At 43.8% G+C, this 24,978-nt stretch carries 26 protein-coding genes and 1 pseudogene; 9 read left to right on the top strand and 18 right to left on the bottom strand.

Annotation, left to right across the window (positions count from 1 at the left end):
* Both F6K57_RS24020 and F6K57_RS24015 read left to right on the top strand, forming a co-directional pair.
* A pseudogene (locus F6K57_RS24020) lies at positions 1-190 on the top strand (hypothetical protein); the annotation flags it as partial.
* A gap of 27 nt (positions 191-217) precedes the next feature.
* Entirely contained in the window at positions 218-841 is a 624-nt protein-coding gene (locus F6K57_RS24015) for a hypothetical protein (protein ID WP_293071139.1), read from the top strand.
* A 15-nt stretch (positions 842-856) separates the two neighbouring features.
* Here F6K57_RS24015 and F6K57_RS24010 read toward each other — a convergent pair whose 3' ends face one another.
* On the bottom strand, positions 857-3,046 hold the full coding sequence (locus F6K57_RS24010; protein ID WP_293071137.1) for a pentapeptide repeat-containing protein: 2,190 nt from the start codon (positions 3,044-3,046) through the stop codon (positions 857-859).
* Positions 3,047-3,459: 413 nt separating this feature from the next.
* On the opposite strand from F6K57_RS24010, the gene F6K57_RS24005 reads away from it, so the two are divergent.
* Complete coding sequence (locus F6K57_RS24005) at positions 3,460-3,714, top strand: hypothetical protein (protein WP_293071135.1); 255 nt, start codon at positions 3,460-3,462, stop codon at positions 3,712-3,714.
* A 524-nt stretch (positions 3,715-4,238) separates the two neighbouring features.
* On the opposite strand, the gene F6K57_RS24000 is transcribed toward F6K57_RS24005, so the two are convergent.
* The 4 genes from F6K57_RS24000 to F6K57_RS23985 all read right to left on the bottom strand — a co-directional run bounded on the left by F6K57_RS24000 (position 4,239) and on the right by F6K57_RS23985 (position 6,907).
* Positions 4,239-4,694 carry a hypothetical protein gene (locus F6K57_RS24000; protein WP_293071133.1) on the bottom strand — a complete coding sequence of 152 codons (456 nt, stop codon included), beginning with the start codon at positions 4,692-4,694 and terminating at the stop codon, positions 4,239-4,241.
* Between the two features lie 349 nt (positions 4,695-5,043).
* The gene (locus F6K57_RS23995) at positions 5,044-5,634 is read right to left on the bottom strand and encodes a hypothetical protein (protein WP_293071131.1); all 591 of its coding nucleotides are present in this window, start codon (positions 5,632-5,634) and stop codon (positions 5,044-5,046) included.
* Between the two features lie 123 nt (positions 5,635-5,757).
* Positions 5,758-6,246, bottom strand: coding sequence for a hypothetical protein (locus F6K57_RS23990; protein WP_293071129.1), 489 nt, complete (start codon positions 6,244-6,246; stop codon positions 5,758-5,760).
* Positions 6,247-6,334: 88 nt separating this feature from the next.
* On the bottom strand, positions 6,335-6,907 hold the full coding sequence (locus F6K57_RS23985) for a hypothetical protein (RefSeq protein WP_293071127.1): 573 nt from the start codon (positions 6,905-6,907) through the stop codon (positions 6,335-6,337).
* Positions 6,908-7,620: 713 nt separating this feature from the next.
* Between F6K57_RS23985 and iscB the strand changes: the two genes are divergently transcribed.
* From iscB to F6K57_RS23965, 4 genes are all read left to right on the top strand, one after another.
* Positions 7,621-8,880, top strand: a complete 1,260-nt coding sequence (iscB, locus tag F6K57_RS23980; RefSeq protein WP_293071125.1) for an RNA-guided endonuclease IscB — start codon at positions 7,621-7,623, stop codon at positions 8,878-8,880.
* Positions 8,881-8,978: 98 nt separating this feature from the next.
* Positions 8,979-9,290, top strand: a complete 312-nt coding sequence (locus F6K57_RS23975; protein WP_293071123.1) for a hypothetical protein — start codon at positions 8,979-8,981, stop codon at positions 9,288-9,290.
* 172 nt (positions 9,291-9,462) lie between these two features.
* A complete protein-coding gene (locus F6K57_RS23970; RefSeq protein WP_293071121.1) occupies positions 9,463-11,973 on the top strand; it encodes an effector-associated domain EAD1-containing protein in 2,511 nt (836 codons plus the stop codon).
* Positions 11,974-12,185: 212 nt separating this feature from the next.
* The gene (locus tag F6K57_RS23965; protein ID WP_293071119.1) at positions 12,186-12,617 is read left to right on the top strand and encodes a hypothetical protein; all 432 of its coding nucleotides are present in this window, start codon (positions 12,186-12,188) and stop codon (positions 12,615-12,617) included.
* Between the two features lie 102 nt (positions 12,618-12,719).
* Here the strand turns inward: F6K57_RS23965 and F6K57_RS23960 are convergent, their stop codons facing one another.
* Positions 12,720-13,127, bottom strand: coding sequence for a hypothetical protein (locus F6K57_RS23960; RefSeq protein ID WP_293071117.1), 408 nt, complete (start codon positions 13,125-13,127; stop codon positions 12,720-12,722).
* 291 nt (positions 13,128-13,418) lie between these two features.
* On the opposite strand from F6K57_RS23960, the gene F6K57_RS23955 reads away from it, so the two are divergent.
* Positions 13,419-13,604: a hypothetical protein gene (locus F6K57_RS23955; RefSeq protein ID WP_293071115.1), complete on the top strand. Its 186-nt coding sequence runs from the start codon at positions 13,419-13,421 to the stop codon at positions 13,602-13,604.
* A 160-nt stretch (positions 13,605-13,764) separates the two neighbouring features.
* Complete coding sequence (locus F6K57_RS23950; protein WP_293071113.1) at positions 13,765-13,920, top strand: hypothetical protein; 156 nt, start codon at positions 13,765-13,767, stop codon at positions 13,918-13,920.
* Here F6K57_RS23950 and F6K57_RS23945 read toward each other — a convergent pair.
* The 12 genes from F6K57_RS23945 to F6K57_RS23890 all read right to left on the bottom strand — a co-directional run bounded on the left by F6K57_RS23945 (position 13,903) and on the right by F6K57_RS23890 (position 24,750).
* Positions 13,903-14,031, bottom strand: a complete 129-nt coding sequence (locus F6K57_RS23945; protein ID WP_293071111.1) for a hypothetical protein — start codon at positions 14,029-14,031, stop codon at positions 13,903-13,905. The genes F6K57_RS23950 and F6K57_RS23945 overlap by 18 nt on opposite strands.
* A 249-nt stretch (positions 14,032-14,280) precedes the next feature.
* Positions 14,281-15,030 carry a hypothetical protein gene (locus tag F6K57_RS23940; RefSeq protein ID WP_293071109.1) on the bottom strand — a complete coding sequence of 250 codons (750 nt, stop codon included), beginning with the start codon at positions 15,028-15,030 and terminating at the stop codon, positions 14,281-14,283.
* A 246-nt stretch (positions 15,031-15,276) separates the two neighbouring features.
* Positions 15,277-16,149, bottom strand: a complete 873-nt coding sequence (locus tag F6K57_RS23935) for a hypothetical protein (RefSeq protein ID WP_293071107.1) — start codon at positions 16,147-16,149, stop codon at positions 15,277-15,279.
* A 357-nt stretch (positions 16,150-16,506) separates the two neighbouring features.
* Positions 16,507-17,310 carry a hypothetical protein gene (locus F6K57_RS23930; protein ID WP_293071105.1) on the bottom strand — a complete coding sequence of 268 codons (804 nt, stop codon included), beginning with the start codon at positions 17,308-17,310 and terminating at the stop codon, positions 16,507-16,509.
* Complete coding sequence (locus F6K57_RS23925; protein WP_293071103.1) at positions 17,298-18,347, bottom strand: metal-dependent hydrolase; 1,050 nt, start codon at positions 18,345-18,347, stop codon at positions 17,298-17,300. Before F6K57_RS23925 ends, F6K57_RS23930 begins: the two co-directional genes overlap by 13 nt.
* A gap of 2 nt (positions 18,348-18,349) precedes the next feature.
* Positions 18,350-19,069, bottom strand: coding sequence for a hypothetical protein (locus F6K57_RS23920; RefSeq protein ID WP_293071101.1), 720 nt, complete (start codon positions 19,067-19,069; stop codon positions 18,350-18,352).
* Positions 19,070-19,140: 71 nt separating this feature from the next.
* Positions 19,141-19,695 (bottom strand): hypothetical protein, encoded by a 555-nt coding sequence (locus tag F6K57_RS23915; protein WP_293071099.1) that lies wholly within the window; start codon positions 19,693-19,695, stop codon positions 19,141-19,143.
* A 703-nt stretch (positions 19,696-20,398) separates the two neighbouring features.
* Entirely contained in the window at positions 20,399-21,031 is a 633-nt protein-coding gene (locus F6K57_RS23910; protein WP_293071097.1) for a hypothetical protein, read from the bottom strand.
* Positions 21,032-21,480: 449 nt separating this feature from the next.
* Entirely contained in the window at positions 21,481-21,714 is a 234-nt protein-coding gene (locus F6K57_RS23905; RefSeq protein ID WP_070392867.1) for a site-specific integrase, read from the bottom strand.
* Between the two features lie 234 nt (positions 21,715-21,948).
* Complete coding sequence (locus F6K57_RS23900; RefSeq protein ID WP_293071093.1) at positions 21,949-22,605, bottom strand: site-specific integrase; 657 nt, start codon at positions 22,603-22,605, stop codon at positions 21,949-21,951.
* A gap of 75 nt (positions 22,606-22,680) precedes the next feature.
* Entirely contained in the window at positions 22,681-24,363 is a 1,683-nt protein-coding gene (locus tag F6K57_RS23895; protein WP_293071091.1) for a KOW motif-containing protein, read from the bottom strand.
* Positions 24,364-24,384: 21 nt separating this feature from the next.
* On the bottom strand, positions 24,385-24,750 hold the full coding sequence (locus tag F6K57_RS23890) for a thermonuclease family protein (RefSeq protein WP_293071141.1): 366 nt from the start codon (positions 24,748-24,750) through the stop codon (positions 24,385-24,387).
* Positions 24,751-24,978: the final 228 nt, after the last annotated feature.

The following is a 24,978-nucleotide window of genomic DNA, read 5'->3' as shown; positions in this document are numbered from 1 at the left end:
TCATCGACATGGATCTGTCCAAATCAAGAAATCTCAACAGACAGCAGATTTTTCCCCAATCCCCTACTACCTACTCCCTACTCCCTACTCCCTACTCCCGATTCCCGATTCCCGATTCCCGATTCCCTATTTCCTATTTCCTCTACATGGATATAAAATGTTCAGTGAACATCCGGTGAACATCCGGTGAACATTCGCCGAACATCCAGCAAAGGTTATGACTCAGGAAATAGACAAAATCCCCGTCAAGGATTTACAGACCAGATACAACATCGGTCGCACCGCCCTTTATGATCGAATCAAACATGCCAATATTGAAACAAACAAAGAGGGGACTCGCTCCTTTATATCTGGTAGACAACTGGAGGAATTGGATCGTTTAAACACCCATTTGGAAAGGGGTGGAACGTTTGAAGATTTTGAGCCACTGTTAACCGAAGGGTTTACCGAAGATAGTCAGGAAACTATCTCCCTGGACAGTTCACCGAACAGTTCACCGAACAGTTCACCAAACGTTCACCGGACAGGTTCTTGGAAGGCAGAACGGGAAGCATTGGAGGTGTTGATTGATGCCATTGCTTCTGGTATTGAGAGAGCCAATATCAACAGAATGCAGCCCCTGAGTCCCATAGAATACATGCAGCAGTTGAAGATGGCTGCCCAAGAACAGTGGTTATTAACCACATCGGAAGTCAGGGAATTGATAAAAGTAAAACCTCACACCAGGAAGGGTGAGGATACGTACAGGAGGGGTTCGTGGTTGTTTGTTAAATCGGGGAAGATCGGGAGGGAAACTGCTTGGCGCGTGGAACAGGAACAGGGAACAGGGGACAATAGTTGATAGCTTACCCCAACCCTACGTCAATTCCTCAATCATAGCCATCAAAACGTTAACTAGGGGATGGTTTATTGCTTCCTTGAAAGCTTCCACTCCTCCGGCTTTCAGGGCATTGATTACCTTAGCTTTTAGGGGTGGGTTATTTTCAATTTGGTCAACAACTTCACTGACAACTATCATCTTTTCTTTGCTTGTCGTAGTGGGATTAGTCTGGGATATTTGGTTGAGAAGTTGCTGGATTTCTGCTGCTGCTTCAGCTAGGTTTTGTTTTTGCTCTGGTGTAAAATTAGTAGTATTAAATTGTCTAGCATTGTCGTTAGCAACAGCAAAATTAGGATTAGTATTAACCTTAGGATTAGTAGCTCGGTTTTGGTCTATATTAAAATGACGTGAATTATCTGACATATCACTCTCCGATTTAGCTGTATTTGTAAGATTGATTATAGAATTGGATGACTGCTGACTGGTAAAAGCGTTTATAACATCCTTTATATTCTGAAGATGGCAAGTGTTAGCCTCATCTTTACCCTCTAGAAAACCAATTCTCTTAGCGTCTTCTAGTCTAGCCTCATAAACTTCCAAAAAAATTATTTCAACCTTACCCTTATCTATTGATCCTAGGATTTCCAAGGTAAGTAAAACATCATTTCCCTTCCTCTCAATTGCTTGAATCGAATCACCAGTAATTTCAGGGTTTTCCGCCATTAATTCTTGAAAGGCTTGACGAAATGCTTCTGGATTAACCCCATTACGCAGAAGAATCTGCACCGTATTCATAATCTGCTTATAAAGCTTGTCAAAATCCCCTGGTTCAAAAACCCGATTAAAGTCATGGGGGCGGCGCTCTCGACTTCCCATATTATCGGGATTCTCTAGTAGAAAGACATACTGACAATCAACATTAGTTAACCTAGTTTTTGAATCAATGTTCCACGCTTCTAAACAAGCACCAGTAAGATAAGCATCGGTAAAATTAGTACCAACGCAATTAGCTTGAGTTAAATTAGCCCCTTTTAAATTAGCATCCTCTAAAGTTGCTTCGCTAAGATCAGCTTGTTTTAGATTAGCCTTATTTAGATTAGCCCCTTTTAAATTTGCACCTCTAAGATTGGTATTAACTAAATCAGCTTCTTCTAACTCAGCGTTTTCTAAAGTTGCTTTGCTAAGATCAGCTTGTTTTAGATTAGCTTTATTTAAATTAGCTTCTTTTAAATTTGCGCCCCTAAGATTGGCATTAACATAAGACTTATTATAACTCTTACCATGAACCAATAATTCTCTGACTGCTGTATCAGCTAAGATAGTTTTACCAGGTCTAGCTTGGTCAAGCTTAATAGTTTTCCTCCAACAAGTACAAGTGATAGTAGCCTCTCTTAAATCTGTACTTTTGAGGGTAGCTCCCGTAAAATCAGCATTGGTTAGGTTAGCCTTGTAAAAACTTGTTCCTCCTGTGGCAGCAAAAGCAATAGCAATACTACGAATCCAGGCATCTCTGGGGTTCCCCTTTAGAGCGCGCCAGCCCAGGTAAGTGCCAAGTAAGGCTCCAGCTCCGGCTACGGCTACGGCTACGGCTTCAGCTTCGGCTCCGGCTAAGGCTCCGGCTACGGCTTCAGCTCCGGCTATAACTCCGGCTCCGACTACGGCTAAGGCTCCGGCTACAAATCCGACTACGGCTACGGCTAAGGCTAAGACTCCGGCTACAAATCCGATTATGGCTAAGGCTCCGGCTAAGGCTCCGGCTACGGCTTCAGCGAAGACTTTACCTAAGGCTACGGCTAAGGATCCGGTTCCGGCTACGACTAAGACTACGGCTACGGGTCCTCCAATACCTTGACGAAGGATTATAGCAAATAAGACAATTATTACAACCAAAATTGTCCAGCCTAAAACTTTTTCTGTTATGTTTGTAGAGTTAAATATGTGCTCTACGAACTCTCCACTAAATAAATAAATAATTCCTGATAGTCCTGACGCTATCCAGGAAACCAACAAAACAACAATTGCCCACCTTTTCTGTAATCCTGCCTTGGCCTTACAAAATTTAGTTTCGGTTAGATTAGCATTCTTAAAATTTGCCCCTCGAATATCCGCTTCACTAAAATCCGCCCCGGAAAGGTCTTCCCCTTGAAACGACTGACCTCTAAGATTTTCCCTACGGAAATCCCTTTCTCCTGCTGCATATCGTCTCAGAACTTCTTTAGCTTTCATCGACCACAATCATATATATTCACCAAGTTCTCCCCCAACATTAAGGTAATGTCTGGAGGTAATTAAGAATAGTATCCTCAAGGGAAATGTTTGTTATATTTTTTCTACTACTGTGTCGTCACCACAACACATCTAAAACTCCTTGCTCAGTACCAACGCTTCGACAGTTTCAGCTTGCTACGCATCGCCTCCAAGCCCTCAGCGTAGCTGCCTTCTTTGCCTCTAGGGCTGATAGTTGGGCTAAATAAAGCGATTTGCAATTTAGTGATGTAATAAGATGCTTTGACCTGAGATGATAAGTTATAATATCCAGCTGACTAATCTTATAACTTTCACTAATCATTGTTATTGATTTAGTTAGATAAAGTCGTGATATAAATCACATCAACCGGTGAAGTTAATTACTGCATTCAGTGACTGGATGTTCTGAGGGGAATTTAGCCCAGCTTGCGATTGCCCTATGGCCACGCTACGCGATCGCACCAGTAGCAAGACCAACATCCCAATCAAACGCGATGGGCTTTGCCGCGCCAAAGGCGATCGCACCAGTACCAAGAACCAACATCCCAATCAAACGCGATCGCACCAGTAGCAAGAACCAACATCCCAATGCAAACGCGATTGACCGTAGGCCACGCTATGCGAACGCACCTCAATACAAGTGTTAACAGATTGCGATTGCACATAGACCATCGAACACGCGCTGCGCTGTGGAAACCAGATAAATACCTTGGTTTTAAGTTCAAATTGCAGATTTTAGACAAATATCTCGGTTTTAAGTTCCCGGCTGGGTCGGCGCGAGGCATAAATCTTATCCCTAAAGTACTTAGATCCAATAGCCTCGCGCGACCACAGCCTAGTCGGCCAGGCGGAGTGTGGAGATTTTTTCTTCGATTAGACCTCCGTTAGAGAAATTTATTCTAAATTTCCCTAACTCCGTCCTAACCGTACGAAAAAACTCCAGGGGGGGTTTTCCATTAAAAAAATGGAGGGAGAGGAAGAGGGAGAGGGAGAGGGAGAGGTAACGAAGGTGGGTTGGCTCCGGTTCGGTCTTGGGTTGGGGTCAGTCGGCTGGCTTCGGTTGTGTCGTGGGTTGCGCCGGGGCTGGGCACGGGGCTGGTTTCTGGTTTTTGGCCGGGGCGGCTGGTTTTGGCTGGCCGCCCCGGCCAGCCCCTAGTTATCGGCAAAGTTGTTAAAAAAGGGAGAGCTGTTGGTAGGTTGGCTTACTCAGCCATTCGGGAAGGGAATTTTTCTCTAAAAAAGTTATGTCAATGTCAAAACCATAGTATTTACAGAGAGCTATGGTTCCCCAGGTTCCTGATCCAGACCCGTGGAAGGTTGGTTTTGGTTGTACCCCTTCAGGGCAGGGTTTGTTTGGGAAAGCCAGCAGTTTGTGGCTTCCTGGGTTTTTCATGCAGTCTTTTACCATTCTTGTACTTCGCAGAGCGAATTGCCACGGTTCTCTCCCGGTCACGTGGTAGGTGGTTACAGTCTGTTTTTTCTCTAAAAAATGTAGGGCTATTGTATCTACCCCAGGGGCGTCCCCGATGTGCCAGGTGTCTGCGGATATGCTGTTTAGCTTTTCCTGGATTACTCGGATATGCTCTGGTCTTATTGTGCGTGGTCCTGTAATGCAGCAGTTAATCATGACTTTATTTTCTCTTTGATTTTAACCTCAGTATACCACAATTTACGGTGAAAATCAACGAAAAATCAATACTTTTGGGGATTTTCCGAAGGTTGCAAAGACGGAGCTCCGGGGGATGCACGGGGCTGGTTACTGGTGATGCAAAGTGGTTGATCGGTTTCCCAGCGCCCCGGCACCCCCGGAGCTCCGTGCGGAAGTAGGGAGTAGGGAGTAGGGAGTAGGGAGTAGGGAGTAGGGAGTAGGGAGTTAATTAGACCTCTTGCAAAAGTATTTTTCTGATAGTGTTTACGTCAATTCTTGTCCACTGTTCCCTGTTCCCTGTTCCCTGTTCCCGACAACTGGAAGAAGTCTATTTTATTTCTTCCCAGTGAATACAATCGTTGTTTTCCCAATAATTAATACTAGAAGACAAAGATGGATTCACGGCGCACGGAAGTGGTTCTCCTTCTGCATAATATTTACAGCGAGAGCAGCTTTTTATTTTTTGACGAGGCTGACGCTGACAAGGATTTTCCCTGACAGGAAAAGTGTGATTTAAATCTAGAGTTAAAATGTTATAATTGTCTTCCCAAGCTAAAGTTGGATAATCAATCAAATAGTGTCCTTCGGTTTTCCAATCATCACGTGATTCAATGACACCTATGTCTCCAGGGGGTAAACAATAATATTGTGATAGATACTCGCATGTAGCTTTAAGCACAAAATAATTGTCGTAATACTCAGGAATGTATGCTGTCTGATATCCAGGGAATATCCAAGCGTCCGAATCTGTTACTTTGCACAATAAACTCCCTCGATATCTTACAAATAAATAACCTTTTTTGTAACCTATATTAATCTCTTGAATTAGAGTAGTTAATAAAGGGTCTTTTATGTCTATTGACAAAAATGCGACTATGTCTTCCTTGATTTCACTATGTACAAATGAGATTATACTCATGCTTGTTTCTCCTTGGGATTTTTCCTAGTTACAATTTAGGATAGGTTGTCTATTGGTGTGTACTGCGATCGCATGAATAATGGTGTGCGATCACAGCTTACTATTGGGTTAATTTCAATGAAGTTATAAAAGACTTAGTTGTTGGAATTGTTCATTCCAAAGCTTCGATGGTTCCCACCAGATTAAAGCCCATCTTTGCTCTTCCAACGGTGGCACGCTATGGAGTTTCTTAGAATCAAATTGATAAATGATTCCACCCTTACAGCTGTACTCTAAACCATCAATAATGAATAGATAGTCAGTGCTACTTAGTACAAAAGCCTGCCTCCCATATATTGATGCGTCCCGATGAAGCCGAACGCCTCCTCCTTTGCCGTACTTGCAAAGTAAAGATAATTTCCAATCTGGACAAAATCTTGATGCTAGTTTGTCCATTCTTTCGTCATAATGTGCTTTAATAACTTTCGGTGGTTTGACATTAACTAGCTTGTAACCAAGTGGAATTACTAGACGGTTATAATCTTGACTGTATATGCTCTCTTCGAGCATATGCTCTTTTGATTCACACCATTCAACAAATGGCTTCAGCTCTACTCTTCCAAGCTCTTTCATCCAACTACCTCCTAATTTTACTTTTTGCTAGGTGTACGCGATCGCGGATAGTGCGATCGCGTTACTTTAGTTAGAAATTAGTTCATCATCAAAACGCCTCCTTGTTTAATTCTTCAAGTGGAGGTAGTCCAAACTTTTTCTGATAGCTAGCAACAGTTGCTCGTGCCGTTTCAGAGTCCCAATAGCAACGCCCAAGTCCAAATAAAGCCACTGCTCTGCGCATGGCTTGGGCTGCTGCTTTTGGTATTGGACCACCCCATTTAGTTGAAGAAGTTGGCTCAGAACCTAAACCTTCCCGTTCAAAAAGCCCTTGAGCGCACAAGATTTGAATTTTTGTCTTGACAATAACCATGTCGGACGACATGGTTATGTTATCAAGTTTGCTCCACCCCGGAGTGATGTAATCTAATATCAACGATATGGTTGATGAACGTAGATAAGGGGCACGTCCGATCAGCTTTTGAGTTCTGTCCGGGTAGATTTTATAAAGTGGTTTGAAACTAACAAGTTTCAACGGGATTGGAGCGGAAAGGTCAGACATAATTTCTGGAAATTCTCGCATCCAGCCACGAGTAGTCTGATCATATATGGACTTTCGGAGAGACGGTAGATCTGGAGGTAATATTGGGCTTGCCCCATTTTGAGAATTAGTTTCATTCATTTCCTCAAAACTCCGTACTTGAATTAGGGTTCAAATTTGCCCAGTATTTGTCGAATTTAGCGTCATGTTTCCCACAGGAAAAGCCTGACATATACCGGCAGTTTTTTCGACATACTTTTGAGGAATGGCAAACTTGCTTTAGCTCGTTGAAGTAATCGCAGCGGCCTTTCCAGTTTCCTGAATAGCCATCCTGATATCCTCTCTCCTGGAAAGAGAGCATGGTTTCTTCTGCAAAACCATCAGTCTGATGGATCTTCGATTCTTGCTCGAAGTCCAACCATTGGTCATATAGCATAATATTGATAAGTCTGTAACTTGACTGACAACGGGAGGAAAGTATTTAGTCGTGATTTCCTTCCGTTTCTATCCTCAGTATACTAAGGATAGCAGCTAATGTCAAGTCATTTTATCGAAAAATATTTCCTGTGCATTTTAGTGTTAACTATGGTATACTGAGGATAAGACTAATGCGTGCCAGTGCCATGTCCAGACTCCTGGTCTAAGCCTTGGTAATTCCCGGTAACCCCCGGAATTACCTACCAGGATGCAGACTAAGTATTTATTTACTACGTTGTTTAAGTCAAGATACCTACAGATGAACGCCAGTTTGTAGCTCTATCGCTAACTATTAAGACGAAGGCAACCGTGTAGTTAGCTCAACAAGCTTTTACAACATTGTCGAGGCACACCTTACCAATTTGAGGCATTTAACAATGCAAAATTATGTTTTTGTGATTGACGCGAATAAGCAACCATTAAACCCTATTCACCCAAAGAAGGCACGACGCCTATTAGATAAAGGTAAAGCTGCGGTTTTTAGAATGTATCCATTCACAATCATCTTGAAGACTGCGATCGCTAATCCAGTCATCTTACCTTGCCAAATAAAGATTGACCCTGGCAGCAAGACTGCTGGGTTCGCCCTGGTTCGAGACGGGCAAGTTATTTGGGGAATGGAATTAGAACACAGAGGAGGGTTGATCAAGAAAAAACTGGAATCCAGAAGAGCTGTCAGACGCGGAAGGCGTAATCGCAACACTCGTTACCGAAAGCCCAGATTCCTTAACCGCAAACGACCAGAGGGCTGGCTCCCTCCTAGTTTAGAGCACAGGATTTTGACAACTGAAACCTGGGTCAAGCGATTAATCAAATTCTGTCCGGTCCGTGAAATCTGGATTGAACGGGTTAAGTTTGACACTCAAAAAATGCAAAATCCTGAAATCAGTGGAGTAGAGTACCAACAAGGTGAGTTAGTTGGCTACGAAGTTAGAGAGTATTTACTCGAAAAGTGGGGCAGAGAATGTACTTATTGCGGGAAGCAAAACGTACCTCTACAGGTTGAGCACATTCACCCAATATCAAAGGGTGGCAGTAACAGAGTGAGCAATCTCTGTTTGGCTTGCGAAAAGTGCAATCAGCGCAAAGGGAATAAGCCTATAGAAGAGTTTCTAAAAAAGAAACCTAGCTTGCTGCAAAAAATCAAAACCAAAACCAAACAACCATTAACGGATGCAGCAGCGGTAAACGCGACTCGAAATAAATTGGTTAAGGTACTCAAAGATTCTAGAGTGGTCGTAACTGGAACAGGAGCACAGACTAAATACAACCGGACAAGGTTAGGGCTACCTAAGCAGCACTGGATTGACGCCGCTTGTGTTGGAAATATTGAAAGTTTAGCTCTGAAGACGTTGCAGCCTCTATTGGTTACCTGTAAAGGACAAGGAGGACGACAAAAAGCTGCTCTCAACAAGTACGGTTACCCTATTAGGCATAACCCACTGAAGCCTATTAAAGGATGGATGACTGGGGATATAGCGAAACACCAAAAACTAGGGATAGGTAGAGTCATCCCTAGAAGCAAGGGAAGCTTTGGATTCACTCCTCTGGGAATGAAAGGATACAAAAGTTGCTTTCCTCAAGACATTTCGGCGATACACCGAAAAGATGGATACACTTACGGCTTTTGCAAGTAACTACCGGAATAAACCCAGGTATTAAGCCTCTATTTTTCTCTAAAACAGGGACAAGCCAGGTGCAGCCTACCAGCAACACCAAGTGAAGCAAGATAAGTATGAATACTCAGAAAGGATTCAAAATCAATAATCCATCGGGAAAAAACGGCTATGACACCGGAACTCAAGTTAAGTCCCGGGGTAAGAACATGACGTTCAAATTACTGTTAAGTGATCAGGATGAGATCCTCCAGCATCTGGAGAATGAGGGGATAACCGTTCAGGAGTTCTGCGATCGCATGGTCCTCCTCTACCAGATGTTCGTGATGGGGGAAGAGATAACACCTGAGAAGCTCAAAAAAGCTGGCATGTCCAGTGAGCAATGGGAAAGAGTAGTGAAGTATATACTGTCACGACTGAAGTTTTCCTAGTGAGCGTTTTTCATAACTATGAGGTTCACAGGATTGTTTCCCTGCTCCCTTGCTAAAGTCCCACTACCTTTTTTTTACCATAAAATGGTACTACCTTTACATACCAAGCATTTCAGCTTGTTTCGTTACCCCTTCAGAAATGTTTGTCTGAACTAATAACATATGTAAAAATATGGGCTTATCCGGTGAACAACGCAAAATACTACAAAAGGCTTTAACTGATGCTTTCCCTAATAAATCATTATTAGAGCAAATGGTATCGTTTAAATTAAATGACAATTTAAACACAATTGCTGGAGGAGATAACTTAAACGAGATTGTTTTTAACTTAATACAAACAGCAGAAGCTGAGGGTTGGGTTGACAAATTAATTTATGCTGCACGTAGGGCAAACCCTGGAAGCCCAAGCTTAAAAGATAAAGCTATTGCTGCTATTGCTGAAGCAGCAACAACTGAACAAAGAGACATCAAACAGACAAATCCAGGCTCAATGGGTGATGGACAACAAGCTGGAATTGGGAAGAGTATTTCCCAGTTCCAGTGGTTTGTTAATTGGGTTAGTCAAAGTTCAACTCCTCGCCAAGAATACCGCAACCGTCAGGCATTACTCACTAAAGTCAAGAACTTTTGGGTCAAAGGCGTTCTGGAAAAATCCCTCTATCACCAGGTACTGATTGAATTGGGATTAGAGGAGAGACCCGATGCTATTACTAATCCTTTGAGCGAAATTATCGAAATCGGTGACGACTCATCTCAACCCCTTCCCGAAGGGACTAAAGTAATTGATGTTTTTGACCAAATTGGTATAGGAAGAACCCTACTAATTTTAGGGGAACCAGGGTCAGGAAAAACCACAACCTTACTGGAACTTACCAGGGATTTAATCGCTCGTACTGAACAAGACACTAATCAGCTAATTCCCGTAGTCTTTAACCTCTCCTCTTGGGCAAATAAACGACAGACGATAACTGATTGGTTAGTAGAGGAACTGAACACTATATATCAAGTACCCAAGAAAATTGGAAAAGTTTTAGTAACACAACAGCAACTTCTCCCATTGCTTGATGGTTTAGATGAAGTAAAGGCAGACTATCGAGACGACTGTATTGCTGCTTTGAACACATTCCATCAGAAGTATGGTGCTGAACTGGTAGTGTGTAGTCGGATTAAAGACTATCAAGCTTTATCTAATCGTCTAAATTTTCAGAAAGCAGTTTGTATAAGATTGCTTAGTTTAGAACAAGTTTGCTATTACTTGGATAGTGTCGGGGATGATTTAACGGGATTGAGGACATTAATTGCAGAGGATACAGTATTACAAGAATTAGCCCAGTCACCTCTAATGCTCAATATTATGACTCTAGCTTATCAAGGAGTAGCAGTTGATGATTTGCCCAGAACTGACGTAGTTGAGGAACGACGCAAGCAGCTCTTTGATGCATATATCGAGAAGATGTTTAAACGTCGGAAGACTAATCAGCGATACAAGAATGTGCAAGTAAAGCACTGGCTAATTTGGATGGCCAAGAGGATGGTTGAGGAGTCGCAAACAGTATTTTTAATTGAAAAAATGCAGCCATCTTGGCTAAGAAATAGAAAGCAAAAACAAATTTACTGGCTGAGTGTCGGGTTGATATTTGGGTTGACGTTCGGGCTGATGACAGGGCTGACGGAAGGGCTGACGAAAGGGCTGGTGGTTGGGTTGATAATCTGGCTGATGGTTAGGCTGATGTATGGGCTAAAGTTTGGGCTGATGGAAGGGCTAATAGTCGGGCTGATGTTTGGACTGATGGTCGGAATGATGGTCGGGCTGATGGAAAGTTTGATGTTTGGGCTGATGGAAGGGCTGATGTTTGGACTGATGGGAGTGCTGATAAAAGTGCTGGCAAGAGGGCTGATGTTTGGACTGATGGGAGGGTTGATGTTTGGACTGATGGGAGGGCTGATGGGAGGGCTAATGGAAGAAATTAAAACAGTTGAAATGCTTCAAGTTAATTGGAAAAAAATCTTGATTCACCTGCTAAAGTTTGGGTTGATGATCGGGTTGATATTTGGACTAATGTTTGGACTGTCGCTTTGGTTTCTATTTACACTGGAGAGTCCAATGCAAACGCTTATATTTGCGACGATGGGAGGGTTTAAGCTTGAGTTTATGGGATGGTCGATAGTCTGGCTAATGGTCGGGCTAATGGTCGGGCTAATGGTCGGGCTGGAGAGTTCAGAAATTGAAACAAAAATAAGTCCAAATCAAGGAATTTGGAAATCAGTTCGTAATGCTATAACTGTGTGGCTGATGAGAGGGCTAATGGTCGGGCTGATGTTTGGGCTGATGGAAGAGTTGATAGAAAGGTTGATGTTTGGACTTATGGAAGGGCTGATGGAAAGGCCGACGAAAGAGCTGATGTTTGAGTCGATAGCAGGGCTGATACCAGGGCTGACGGAAGGGCTGATGTTTGGGCTGATGTTTGAGTTGATAGCAGGGCTATTAAATGGTGGTAAAGCCTGCATCCAACACTTCAGCCTCCGCCTTGTCCTCTACCGTAACAATTACATCCCTTGGAACTATGCCCGCTTCCTGGACTATGCCGCTGATCGCATCTTCCTACAAAAAGTAGGAGGAGGCTACATCTTTATCCACCGGATGCTGATGGAACACTTTGCGGAGATGGAGCCTGAGAATTGATAGATTACTATAGCATTTTGAATTGATATGTAAACAATATCAACCAGTAGTTTATAAGCCGATTACTATCTAATAAATTATCTCAATTCCTAATACATTATTTCCTCATTCGCACGAAAATCATTAACAACCCGTTTCATCCCTACTATAATCTGACTAGATTCAAGATAAGACAGCGATCGCATTCATAGAAAACCTTAAACTTTGCCACTATGGACTACACAAAAATCATGGACTACACAGAAATCCTTAAGAAAGCCCTTGATTGGGGTCAAGAGAATCACCCAGAAAGCAATCTTTATCGTCATGCAGCATTCGCTAATTCTGTTGGATACCTGGTAGTTGGAATAAGTGGTGGATACGGTGGTCCATCAATACGAGAGCACTGCGTATCACATGCTCTCGCTGGTGATGGATTTAATACTAATATTGGGACTAATATTGGGGTGATGACCCTGCAATTTCCCGATGGTCGGCTTCCAAGAGGTGGGGAATGGAGTTTTCAAAAAGCGTGTGAGTTCGCAGAACCCATATGTTATGGAATTTTACCTGCGATCGCTGTCAAAGTTTATCAAACTGAACATTGTTCCAATGACGATCCAGAGGATTTAAAAGAGATAGAAAATCGACAACGAAATTTGTGAATTAAGAATGAAGAATGAAGAATTAAGAATGTAGAATTGGAACTTCTGACTTCTGCCTTCTGACTTCCGTCTTCTGACTTCTGCCTTCACCATTCTCAATTCTTAATTCACCATTCTGTCCTCCTTCAAGCACAATCGATCCAATAACTCCCTCGGAATTTGCTCAAAATCTTCCAACAAAAAATCCATAATCGCCAGATGGCGCAAGTGACCAGCAGTGGGAGGGGAACAGCGACGACGGGTGTTAAACCAGCCGTTAACAGTGTGAACGGAACAAGAGCAGATCAAAGCTATATCTTCCTGGGTTAAGTCCCATTTTTGGTAAAACCGCTGGGGTGTCATGCCCAATTGATAGTAACTATACAGTCGGATTAGAATTTGCTCTCGTTCTGTGATCGGATAGGGATAGGAATTTTCCTGCTTCGGTTCCCTCTGTTGTCCAAGCTGCTCAAGACGCTCCATCGCTTCCTGATAATCGATGGGATGATGAACGAATCGTTTTTTTGGCATGATAGAGTTACCTAAACTGTGGTTTGGGAGAGAGCCGCGCTTGTGCCGGGTCAAGCAAGAAGCGCGGCTCTTTTAGCCATGAATATATTATAAATAGTGGCTATGGTTGTTGTCAAGTGGAAAATCAAAAAAATCTGGATAAAATTTTAATATTTTAATAATTAGTTACAACTAAATAGTTAGGTTTGTTACAATTGTAGCTAATAGCAACCTAAGGAAAGTTTAAGACGTTTAATACTTATACTTTTGGGAAAACAAGGCAGAGGGCAGAAGGCAGAAGTGAATTCAACCTTGGCCAAAAGGCCATGCTACGCGAACAACCTTCAACCTTCAACAACCTTCAACCTTCAACAACCTTCAACCTTCAACAACCTTCAACCTTCAACCTTCAACAACCTTAAACAACCTTGGCCAAAAGGCCACGCTAAGCGAACAACCTTTCAGATAAACTATAAGCAGCTTGCAAAGAACAGGTAGGAGTTCGTCTTCTACCACAGTTGTGATGGGAGTGAGCACTATTCACTCCCATCACACTATCTGTTTCTTGTGACGTCATGAAGTTTACTGGGTAATGTTATAAGCGTTATTTAAACATTACACTATAAATGTATCCATGACAAGGCCGAAAATAAAAAATATGAGCCTCAAACTCCCAGAGCATGAATTTGAGGCACTAGAGGAGTATTGTAAACAGTATCACAGGGGTAAGACAGAACTGATCAGAGAATTCATCCGGTCTCTACCTACCTACAAGACTCCAACAACAGAAGAATCACTACCCGATAATGACTAAGACATTACCAACGGGATGAGCCGGGCATGTAGAGATGGGGTTTGGGTGTGCGATCAGCTTTGCTGCGCCAAAGGCGATCGCATAAGCGCGGAAGCTGAGGCCGTAGGCCACGCTTTGCGAACGCTTCATCGCGTAGCGGCGACCTAGGAGAATCGCAGCCATCAAAAAGACAGATCCAAGACAGGTCTAGATAAAGCTAAAACCTGGGGGGCGTTAGGAATACTGCCCCCCAGGTTTATACAGCCAGCCCTTGAAGAGATGAAATAACTAAAAACCTCTTTCCAGGATTTTATCGGAATTCAATTTATAACTTACTATTTCCTCTATTGATCCCAGATCGCTTTAATGTAACCCAGTTCCTTAGCATCCTTCTGTTTTTCTTCTGCTTACCCTACTTTTCCGTGGATTCTCATTCAGCCAATCACGAACTAACTTTATATGTGTATTTGGGACTGTTTCGGCATAATCAGCCCAACGGTTAAAGTAAAATATACAGCTGATTTTTTCTATAATAAAAAAAGCCTCTCTTCTTATCTTATCCCCACTAAAATTTATATTTGTACTCTCTCGGAGATTCACTTTGCTGTTGTAAATTTCAACAATAATTTGATTTTTATCAACTTCAACAATTTGCTGAGCAAATAAGTTATTTCTCTGCCATTCATAAAACCTACTTTTGGCATTATTTACCAACCTGTTTAACATTACTTTTATTTTTTCTAGCTCGTAAACAGTAGTAACGTCTTTATAGTAAGCTAAAATAGCATTTATCACTCGAAACCAAGAATCGTTTTTATGATTAACAAACTTTTCCCTAATAATAGGATTTACGTCGAAAACACCAGATTCTTTAATCGTGTCAATATAATTTAAGAAAGCTTTGTAATTGTCTGAGTACAAAGGTTTGAAAGGATTAAAACCAGAGCTGAACCTTGCCATATCCATAATAGTGATGCATCCTGTAGCAGGACTAGTTTTCAACACTTCAAGCAATCCCGGTTTACCTAATTGTTTCCTAACCTTATCATCTTCAATCAATGCATCATTCCAATCACCAAGCACTAGCTCTTTAACTGTAATAGGTTGTTCTATTTCACTTATTTCGGACATAGAGAAATCGGGTTTTTGATTTATTCGGATGTTAAAATCACTACTTGTTTACCACTACCCAGTTTATGGGACTTACGCATTTGCCCCCGTGGGTTCCCCAAGCGAACAATCCCTCGCTTGGGGGACTTTGACATCCTTGCTACCCCTGGTGCCCTTGACCCGTAATTAAATCCGTCAGGGTCGCACCACCAAATTGGGGAGCTAAGGGGACGAAATCCACTTAACCGCGTAAGTCCTGTTTAGATACTAGGCTGTGGGTTTAAAGCAGGTAAGGTCAACAAGATTAGCTCCTGGCTGTGTAGTGTTATCCTTCACCCAAGCATCTATCATTTTTACGTGCCTGTTCATAACTATCTGTGCATAGGAAGGCCACAGATTCTTATAAAAGGTCAACCTCGCCTTTACAATGCTTATATCAGTTTGCCTTGAGGTACTTTTCCTTCCCTTATTTTCTATCAGAGAAATATTGCTGGAGTAAATGTAAACCTGAATTTCGTTCTCTAAGTTGAGAGTACTCTGTGCAAATAAGCTCTTTGTCTGCCTAGTATTTTTTCGGCTAGCGGCAGCCTGTGTCATATTTATAATACTTTTCCTGATTTGATCTTTACTGTTTTTCTCAATTCCTTCGTAAAGGTTGACAATATCATTAACGGCAAGATTCCAGCTTTTTTCTCCTCTGTGATACTCAGTACGACTTGAATCATTTAGAAAGAAAAAAGGAGCTGACATAATCCTTCCGACATAATCATCGAAAGCTTTCTCATTGTCCTTTAAATCAGGATTGAGAGGGTTGAAGCCTGCTGCAATTCTTGCCATATCCATCACAGTGGTGCATCCTGTGCCTGGATTACTCCTAAAAATCGCTAACAAGTTGTCATATTGGTCCATGGTTGGATTCTCGCCAGCAGGTGGCATAAATCCCTGGAAAGCCTTGTCCTTATCTAAAGCATCCTGTAAGCCATCACCGGTAACAGCACCACCGGATACAACAGGATTTGGGATTCCAGAGAATCCACTTCTGAAAAATACTGGCTCTTCTCCTCGGACACGTAAGACATTAGCTGGATCATTCATTGCACACCAGCTATTTACCTTTTCTAATTCTTTATTTGTGAGCATTTGCTCCTCCTAATTAATTTCAATGAACAGGGAGCATGTCACTTATACAGAACATTTATGCTAAATCTATAGCCCTTTCATGACAAAGCAAACGCATCTAAATTCCAGAAGCCTTACTCAAAAGAGATTTCAAAATTAATAAGCATAATACTTATCGTATAAATCTCATATTCAGTAGACATTTCAGAATAAGATGCGTTTACCCTGCCCCTTATGGGTTTTAGCTTGCTCTGATGCTTATAGTTAATGTGTTCTGCAAGTTTGACCTGCTCCCAATGAACACATTTACAGAATGCCTAATCTAGCCTTGGCTTCGCAGTACCCCTAAGGGTACCTTTTCTGTTCAGTAATGTAAAATCAACCACCATTCCTAACATCAAGAGTTATCTCAGCAGTTATCACACGGTCTGTCTGAGAGACAATCTTCACCCGTCTCACCCGACCAGCATAGGGCGATCGCACAATACTCAACTCTGCCAGCTCCTTCTCTACCTCTTGAGACTGCTTCACCAAAGATGCCAGCTGGTACTGCTGCCGCTGCAAATTAGTTTGATACGTCATCATCTCCAGAGAATGCCGGTAAATCTGCTGTTGGTAACGAGTTTTAGCAGCATTTAACCGAGCAATAGCAGAATCGATCGCAATCTGTGTTTTGATGCGCTTTTCCTGTAACCGTTGTCGTCTCTGGATTTTATCTTGGTCGTGGATGACATTGAGATAATCCATCTTGAAGCGGAGGGGTGGAGCTGCTTCAATTTCCATTTCGACCAATGCTAAATCATTCCGAGCCTTCGCGATCGCAGCCTCTTCCTCACTGAAAGAAGGTGTTGGTGGTTGTTGGATAGGAGGTAACGGTAAACTCATCTGATTGATCGCAATTTGCAGCTGGTTCCGTCTTGCCTCCAGTGTTTTTCGTTGAGCAGTGCGGTCCGACAGAGTTTCACCTACCTTTACCCTATCCCCCTGCTTCACCTTAATATCCTCCGGTGCCGTCACTGTTACGTTTATCCGGTGGCGTTTTGGCGCAGTGGGCTGAATCTGTGTAACCGGGGTAATGCCATCAGGTACTGGTTCAAGAGAAACTTGACTTGGACTAGCTGCAACCAGCACCGCTGCCGTGCCAGCAATACTAATCCCGATTAAGTTAGTTACCCATTCCATAATTCATCTGCTGCTGGTGTGATTACCTTCACACTTAGGTTTCCCACAGCGTACTGATCAGTCAACTTAGTGATAGCTGTAGTCAGTGGACAATAGGTGAACCTTACTGTCGAGCCGCTCACACTAACAATCTGAAGTTGATTAAGCTGTGCCGCTGGTTTCACATCCTCCGGGAAATCTACCGCTACTTGACCATTAACAAAAATCGCAGCACCAGGGTATTGTGCTGCCAGCTGCCGTAATCCGGGAATAGGGTCTTCATCGTCCCAACTCAAAGTCTTGACTGTGGTTTGAGCTGGTTGACCAATATTGGTAGTGAGCTTAGACACAGTAATCTGCTCCCCGGTCTTATAGATACCTCTGCCATCCGTAACAATAAACTCACTCCCAGCAGTATCGATAATCCAGTACCGCCCAGACGCATCAGAGCGATCGCTAGCCCAGACACCAGTAATTTCGGCATAGATATGATTAGTGCTAGCGTTCTGGTTGTAACTGGTAATCGCACCATCTCGAAGTCCAAGACTCTGAGTGACCTTAGTCGTAATTCCGCCACCATTGGCTAACCAGATACCAATCATTAGTAACGCTGTCGCACAAGCTAGCACCCACAGCTCAGCAGCACCCCCAGTTTTAATCCGTCGTCTGGGGTTGCTCACAGATACAGCCCAAGCAGGCTCAGGCCAGAACAGCTGAACCCCCTGTTTGGTGAAGGTATCTGAAAAACAAGCTAACAGGTGACCCAAGGGAAAAGCGATCGCACCCTTCCAATCCCCTAACCAAAAATGTCCCACAGCCACCGACAGAGCAGTAATAGTAGCTGTGGCCAGCAGTGAGTGGGTAATGCTGCGGTGAGGAAACCTGTCTTCAATCCAGCTCGAGATAGGATAAAGGATTTTCCCAATAGTGCTGGTAGTAGTATCAATATCCGGAATCTGGGCACCAACTACAGCTAACCCCAACAGCGATGGGTCAGCAGTTCCCAAGACTAAGCTAGTTCCTGCTGCTGCAATCAAGCTGTGGGTTATGCTCATCATGATTACTGTCCTAACCTCTTTCTTGCACCTCTGATACTGCCTAGTTGCTTAAGGGTCATCCCAGCCACCAGGCTAACCCCACCAAATATATAGAGAGACTTGTTCCCAGTCCCCATACCGATGAAACGGATGATACCAAAGCTCATCAAAGCAGCAATGATAATAGGCATGATCACCACATACTGAGTATGCTCCGGTTTATGCTGTTTCAGTCCAAGTGACTCATTTCTGACCACCTTTTTGGCCACCATTGGGTTACGTCCAGCTAGTGGCTGGAGTTCTGCTAGTCGGGATTCCGAAATATTCAACCCCTGGCGCTTCGCCTCCGACCGCATCACTTCTCGGATACGCTGATCAGAGGGCATCTCTAGTTCAATTTCCAGCATTTCCAGAAAAATGTCTCGGCCAGGATTCGCTACAGCCAGACAAACCACCCTGACCCCACTAGCCATTAAGTCTTCCAACCAGTACCTAATCCCAGTGGTCAGTCGTTTTGCTTCCGGGAAAATCAATAGCGTACTGTCATTACAGTTAGATGCGATCTCCTCTTTCAACTGATCCATAGTCAGGGGCTTGCCCTCATCATTTTCCGTCGGGATATCCAGCTGGAAGGCCAGGGCTTGAAAGAACTTTTTCCCACTTCCCTTGTAGATTGCGATCGCAGCTGAATACTCTCCCAGCAGCTCCTCATAAAGCCCCTGGGCAAACTCACCCTTACCCACGCCAGCCTCCCCAAGGATGAGTACAGAGTGACCAGCTCTAACAGCAGTGCAAGCTCTCTCAAAATCTTTCCCTAACTCCCGCCTCGACTTTGAGCTAACAGTTTGTCTGCTATCGAAACGGGAGTATATTTTGGGTTAGCCGCTTCCTCGGCATCGGTTATCTTCTGTTGCAAATCCTCCGGCAAATCATCCCAAACCATTTTGTCGGCCAAAGCTCTTTTCACCAAGTCAGGCACAGCCATCTCATAAGCTTTAAGTTCAGCTGCTGACCTCATTAAATTATCTACATTAAACTGATCAGTCGGGTTTTCCGGCTGAACGTATACATCTGCTTCGATTTCTGAAGTTGTAGCTTGGCTCTCTTTTGCGAGGTTACTATCATCAGCTTTAACAATTGAATTATTATAGAAGCCACTTCTTTTCCCAGTTTTCTTAACATGATTTCGCAGAGCACGGACTTGGTCAGCTTGCTCTAAAGTTAGGTAAGCTTTACCTTCTGAATCAGTCTGTGCTTCTATTTTCAAATGGTTCAAGTCCTTATAGTAAGCGTCTTTTTTAATAGAGAGTTCGCTCATGAGCGTTTCGGGGCGAATCGCTCCTGATGGTGCAGAATTCTGTTTAGACATTTTTTTTCGCGATTCCATATTATGTACAGTGCTGAGAAAAAATTTCTGAGATGACCCCAGAATTCTGGGGTGGGCTGCTCAATGACAATGGTGATTTTGGCTTGAACAATTGCTGTTACAAGCCTTTATCAATAACCACCATTGGTAAAAAGGTAAATCCCCTGGTTACGAGGGTGTAGTTGTTGTTAAGTCTGGGGGAGATAGAGCAGCGAAATAATTGGTTGAGTTGAGCACCGGGAAATTTTTATTCCAATGTTTCCCCAGTTGTTGAAGTTCGACGGCTGGAGTTTCTGTTCTCAGTTTCTGCTAATGAGGTTGTTTTTCGGGTACACGGTGTTTTTGTTTTCGGGTGTGTGCTGGGGGTTTTGTGGATAGGTGGTGTCGGTTGTGTGCTGAGGGTTGAGGTGTAGGCAGTTGTTTGGGATTGCGTAGGGTGACCAAAGGGCGATCGCGTAGCGTGACCAAAGGGCGATCGCGTTCCCTAGGTGCGATCGCTCAAACCCGAATTCAAGCCTGGGGTTAGCGAAATCCTTAATGGCAGCGTCCCACTCAGCAAGCAGGCAGCAGTAAGAGAATTGTACAATAGAAATGTCGGTATACTCCCCACGCCCTCCACTTGTTTGTCAATGATAACAAAACCACAATACGGCACTATTTTTAAGTGCCGTAAAAACTCAGCTACAATTATCTAACATTAAAATGTCTAAATGTCGATAGTGCTGTTATTGTCTTGTACAGGAAGATTTTGACCATTCTGATCTTGAGCCCCAGTATCTTGATTGGCTGCATCTGTAGAGATAACAGAGAAGTTAATCCTGCTATCTGTCTTTGATGACACTGAAAAAGCTTGGATGTATGCAGAAGCAGATACTGGAACATTAGGAAATAAGCCAGTGACCATAAGATCAATGTTGATTCGTCCGTTTGTCCTGCTAACATTGCTTAATTCGTTAAACACTTTGGTTAACTCTTGTTTGTGGTAGGAAGCATTGTTTCCAAGGCCAATCCAACTCCAAAAACCACGGAGACCAGCAGAAAACTTGTAAGATTTTCTCATCTCTTTATAGGTTTTCGAACTTTCAAGTGTTTTGGTCGAAAAGTTCATTGAACCATTTGCACGTGCGTATGCACCAAGCCCAGATACACTTACGCCAACACCTTGAATTCGCCCCCTTGCAGTAGAAACATTCCAAGATGTTCCTTCTGTTGCAGCTGCTAGTAGTGATGGTCCAGGAACATGTTCAAGATATAGGGTAGGAACAAGAATGTCCGTTGTTAGTTCTAAATCCGTTGTAGGAACAAGAATGTCTGTTGTTAGTTCTAAATTCGTAGTCATGGTTCTTCGTTCTTTGTTGATAAAGATTCATATGCGATGAACGGGGAAAACAAAGTGTAAATAAATGTCAGTATTGTTACTTAAAATCCACTTTCTTTAAGCCGTTCAAAGCATACATTTATATTAAAAAGTTTGTTTGAGGGAAGACGGTACCCTCTCGGGTACTATTTTTTTGTAGAGTGTCTACTTCTCGTTATTCTCTTGTGGAACCAGTTAGAAGATAATCTAACAAGATGGTACAGCAGCCTATCCCCCGCACTGGCTCGTTCTTCTGATGCTTTTTATACTATATAGGCGTTCCCCACACCCGCCATACCCATTACCCACTACCAATAACCGTACATCATCCCCTGAATGCGATCACGCCCTAGGGCACAAGCCAGGCAAATGCATCCATGAAACTAAAGCGCAACTTAAACACCCAGATGCGCCCGCCACCATTCCTTCTCCTAAAACCCCAACTTCTGCACCGCCCTACGCTTAACCTCCTCACCCCGCCGGTCATACTTAGCGGTAGTTACAGGGGAAGCATGACCAGCTAACTTTTGGACGGTCACAATATCAATCCCAGCATCGAGCAGGTCAGAGCAGAAGGTTCTGCGAAAGTCATGAGGACTAAAGGACTCTACCCCAGCTTCTTTAGCCCGCTTCTGCAAAATCAACAACACGGCCTGGGGGGTCATAGTTCTGTACTGTATCTGCCCACCTTTCTGTATTGGAACAGCGCCCCTGGTTGTTTACCCCTCGTGTTCAACCAATCATTAACAAACGCGATTCGGCAAAGCCGACGCTTCGCTCCGGAAGCAAAGCTTCCGCGCTTGAGCGATCGCACCTTCCGGTAAATAAACCGTCCTATCCTTACCCTTCCATACTTGGCATAGCGCGATCACATTCAGGGGTTCCGGGCAGGTAATGATTCAAGGGGTATTAGTTACATCGGGTAATGTCGATTTGCCGGTGTAATCTGGCGCAGGTTCAGTGGATTCAACAGGGGCAAGCATAGATAAGGCACTGATGGCTCCCTTTACCTGCTCGGGCTTCACTTCCAAGTACTTGTACAATTCATCTAGTGTCCGATGCCCGGATATTTCTTGGATTACCCGCAGGGGAATTCCTGCGTTGCTTAGTTGGGTGAGTGCTGTCCTGCGGAAACTGTGAGTACTGACTCCTTCTATGTCCACCCGCTTACACGCTTCACGAAGGATCCAGCTGGCGGCATCTGAGGTGATGTGTTTTTTCCCATGTCTGCCGGGGAATAGGTAGTCTGCCCACTTAGGAGGGTGATAGTCAGTTAAGTACTTTCGTAAATCTTCTAGTACCGGGATGGTCCGGGTGGCAAGCTTACCCTTTGTGTTACCTTTCCGAAACAGAACAACGGGACGCACGAAACCTTTGCGATCGTAGACATCCCTAACTTTCAAGTTTACTGCTTCGTTGACCCGACAGGCGGTGTAGAGCATCACGGCAAACAGCGCCCGGTCTCGTGGCGGGTCAAGGGTTGCCCCTTCATTAAACAACAGTTGGATTTCTTCTGCGGTTAAAATCTTTGCCCGGCCATGACGGTCAATTTTCATGGCGATGCCTCATACACCTCTGCCTATTTATTCAACAGCTTTGGTGTACTCTAGGTCAATTGCTTGGCTCCAGCTTCAACCAACTTGTTGCTGCTCCAACTTATTGAGAATTTCGTCAATCTCACCTATTCCATGTTTAGTCACTAGTGCTTTCAATATCATCTGGACTTGCTCATGGGAAAAATGTTCAGCATTATTTACCACTACTGTAGTAATATCCTTCATGGATTCAGGTAAAAGTTTGATAGTGAAAAATTCTTCACTTTCATCAATATCTTCTGATGCTGGGTTGTGGGGTAACTCAGGGGGGACATCAGGGGATACCTGTGAGTCCTTCTCATCAAGTACTGGTGCTGGGTTATGGGGTAACTCAGGAGGTATTTGTGAATCTTTATCCTTAAATTCAGCTGGTGCAACCACCTGTTCTACTTCTTGTTTGACCAATGGTGGTGGGGTAGGAGCCTGAGCGGGTTCGCTTTCAATACCCTTTGCTACTGGAGTGGGAACCTGAGCGGGTTCGTTGCTCTTTGCTACTGGAGTAGGAACCTGAGCGGGTTCGCTTTCAATACCCTTTGCTACTGGAGTGGGAACCTGAGCGGGTTCGTTGCTCTTTGCTACTGGAGTAGGAACCTGAGCGGGTTCACTTTCAATACTCTTTGGTACTGGAGTATGAACTTTTGCTGGTTGGTTACTTTTTGGTACTGAAGTGGGAACCTGAGCGGGTTCGCTTTCAATACTCTTTGGTACTGGGGTAGGGGAAGGCTTGGGTAAGTGGGTTTTCTGTACTTTATCTGGATGAATGTGTCGTGGGATATCGTTATCCCAACTTACCAGCAGCCCCAGTTTTTTATCCTTGCTGCTGACTGTCCCAAGTTCGCCCGGTGATGTCCAATCGGGTAAATTTTTGTCTTTGATTACTTCAACGCGATCGCCCTCAGTGAACTGACAGATCCGGTCAGTTAACTCTAACTCGGCACGGATATCATTGACCAAGCTCCTTCCTACTCCAACATGTTCAGCGATTCGGCGGTTAGTCCAATCTAGACCTTTTCGCTTACCACCCTGACTACGGGGAATGGCATCTAATGATCCAAACTCTTCAATCAATGTCTGGAACATCATCTCAACCGCCCGCCGCTTATCAGCATTGGTGCGGTGTAAGCTGGGGCGCTGGTTGGAGGAGCAGCTGTAACGAATGGCATCGATTAGGGTTCCGATGCGGACTTCACAGAAAATTTGTTGCTCGACTTGTGCTGCTGCTTTGATTCGGTGGTGTCCATCACCTGGACGCTTAGTTTTACCATCATCGAAGATTACTGGGGGGTCGTGCCGCCAGTCCCAACGATTCTCTTCCATTTCTAAGCAATATCGTGCGATCGCTTTCTCGTCAGTCGTGGTCCTCGACTGAGTACCATCTTCTAGCTCTATTGATTTGGGGTCAAGCCATTGATAAGTTACGTCTGATTGAGCTACACTATTTACCTCTAGCTCAGCTGACTCAGATGATTCAGTTTTATCATTAACTGGTGATTCAACTTGCTCAGATGATTTAGTTTCTTCGTTAACTGATATAATTTTTTCCAACTGCTCCCGTTTAAACCATTTGATACCCCGGGACATGTCAACGCAGATCCTAGCCTTCTGATAGGGTGTGCTAGGTTTCTCATTGGCAACCACGCCAGTCTGCCCCTTGTACCTTCCATCAAGGATCTTTACTTCATCCCCGGTGACGAAAAAAATTTCAAGTTGGGATACCATCTGATTTCCTTCTTTGATCGCTTAACGCCGCTTAGTTTTCCTCCACTCCCATGGGGGAATAGCTTGGGCATTTTTTGCCCAAACCCCGATTTTAGCAGACCGTGCTCGTGCTTGGGTAGAAGCGATCGCATCCCAGTTGGGACAATCTGACTTATAAGCCTCGTACCCCCAAACCATACCATCTGACGATTGGATAGATTGAACTAATTCCCAGTCCACTCCCCGGTTTACCCAGAGTTCAGCGATAGTACGGCCATAACGGTCAGTGGCGATAGAGTCAACTTTGACCCTCATCCTGCCACGCTTTAGGAGTTTTCTGAGGTGATCTCGACTTTCGATTCCGAGAAGTTGAGCCTTCTCGGGGGCGTCAACACAGGCAAATCTGATCTTCTTCTCTTCAGAGCCACATATGACTCTGATAGTGTCCCCGTCATAAACCGAATTTGGTTTGACACTACTGGAGTGACCATGTTAAAATAGTGTAATAGAGCCAGGGAGCGGTGAGAACCATGGGTAGAGGAAGACGGGACAAGATTGCACTGAGTACAGAGCAAAGGCAAAGACTCGAAGCAATTAGCCGGAATGGACACGCACCAGCCAAAAAAATCCTTCATG

The organism is Moorena sp. SIO4A5 (assembly GCF_010672005.1).
Classification (GTDB): Bacteria; Cyanobacteriota; Cyanobacteriia; order Cyanobacteriales; family Coleofasciculaceae; genus Moorena.
Note: the sequence above shows the minus strand (reverse complement) of the source record. Positions and strands in the feature narration are given on the sequence as shown.

Excerpts from the sequence above, each read along its gene's own strand:
- F6K57_RS24015 (WP_293071139.1), top strand. The coding sequence starts at position 218 with ATGACTCAGGAAATAGACAAAATCCCCGTCAAGGATTTACAGACCAGA.
- F6K57_RS24010 (WP_293071137.1), bottom strand. The coding sequence starts at position 3,046 with ATGAAAGCTAAAGAAGTTCTGAGACGATATGCAGCAGGAGAAAGGGAT.
- F6K57_RS24000 (WP_293071133.1), bottom strand. The coding sequence starts at position 4,694 with ATGATTAACTGCTGCATTACAGGACCACGCACAATAAGACCAGAGCAT.
- F6K57_RS23995 (WP_293071131.1), bottom strand. The coding sequence starts at position 5,634 with ATGAGTATAATCTCATTTGTACATAGTGAAATCAAGGAAGACATAGTC.
- F6K57_RS23990 (WP_293071129.1), bottom strand. The coding sequence starts at position 6,246 with ATGAAAGAGCTTGGAAGAGTAGAGCTGAAGCCATTTGTTGAATGGTGT.
- F6K57_RS23985 (WP_293071127.1), bottom strand. The coding sequence starts at position 6,907 with ATGAATGAAACTAATTCTCAAAATGGGGCAAGCCCAATATTACCTCCA.
- iscB (WP_293071125.1), top strand. The coding sequence starts at position 7,621 with ATGCAAAATTATGTTTTTGTGATTGACGCGAATAAGCAACCATTAAAC.
- F6K57_RS23975 (WP_293071123.1), top strand. The coding sequence starts at position 8,979 with ATGAATACTCAGAAAGGATTCAAAATCAATAATCCATCGGGAAAAAAC.
- F6K57_RS23970 (WP_293071121.1), top strand. The coding sequence starts at position 9,463 with ATGGGCTTATCCGGTGAACAACGCAAAATACTACAAAAGGCTTTAACT.
- F6K57_RS23965 (WP_293071119.1), top strand. The coding sequence starts at position 12,186 with ATGGACTACACAAAAATCATGGACTACACAGAAATCCTTAAGAAAGCC.
- F6K57_RS23960 (WP_293071117.1), bottom strand. The coding sequence starts at position 13,127 with ATGCCAAAAAAACGATTCGTTCATCATCCCATCGATTATCAGGAAGCG.
- F6K57_RS23950 (WP_293071113.1), top strand. The coding sequence starts at position 13,765 with ATGAGCCTCAAACTCCCAGAGCATGAATTTGAGGCACTAGAGGAGTAT.
- F6K57_RS23940 (WP_293071109.1), bottom strand. The coding sequence starts at position 15,030 with ATGTCCGAAATAAGTGAAATAGAACAACCTATTACAGTTAAAGAGCTA.
- F6K57_RS23935 (WP_293071107.1), bottom strand. The coding sequence starts at position 16,149 with ATGCTCACAAATAAAGAATTAGAAAAGGTAAATAGCTGGTGTGCAATG.
- F6K57_RS23930 (WP_293071105.1), bottom strand. The coding sequence starts at position 17,310 with ATGGAATGGGTAACTAACTTAATCGGGATTAGTATTGCTGGCACGGCA.
- F6K57_RS23925 (WP_293071103.1), bottom strand. The coding sequence starts at position 18,347 with ATGATGAGCATAACCCACAGCTTGATTGCAGCAGCAGGAACTAGCTTA.
- F6K57_RS23915 (WP_293071099.1), bottom strand. The coding sequence starts at position 19,695 with ATGTCTAAACAGAATTCTGCACCATCAGGAGCGATTCGCCCCGAAACG.
- F6K57_RS23910 (WP_293071097.1), bottom strand. The coding sequence starts at position 21,031 with ATGACTACGAATTTAGAACTAACAACAGACATTCTTGTTCCTACAACG.
- F6K57_RS23905 (WP_070392867.1), bottom strand. The coding sequence starts at position 21,714 with ATGACCCCCCAGGCCGTGTTGTTGATTTTGCAGAAGCGGGCTAAAGAA.
- F6K57_RS23900 (WP_293071093.1), bottom strand. The coding sequence starts at position 22,605 with ATGAAAATTGACCGTCATGGCCGGGCAAAGATTTTAACCGCAGAAGAA.
- F6K57_RS23895 (WP_293071091.1), bottom strand. The coding sequence starts at position 24,363 with ATGGTATCCCAACTTGAAATTTTTTTCGTCACCGGGGATGAAGTAAAG.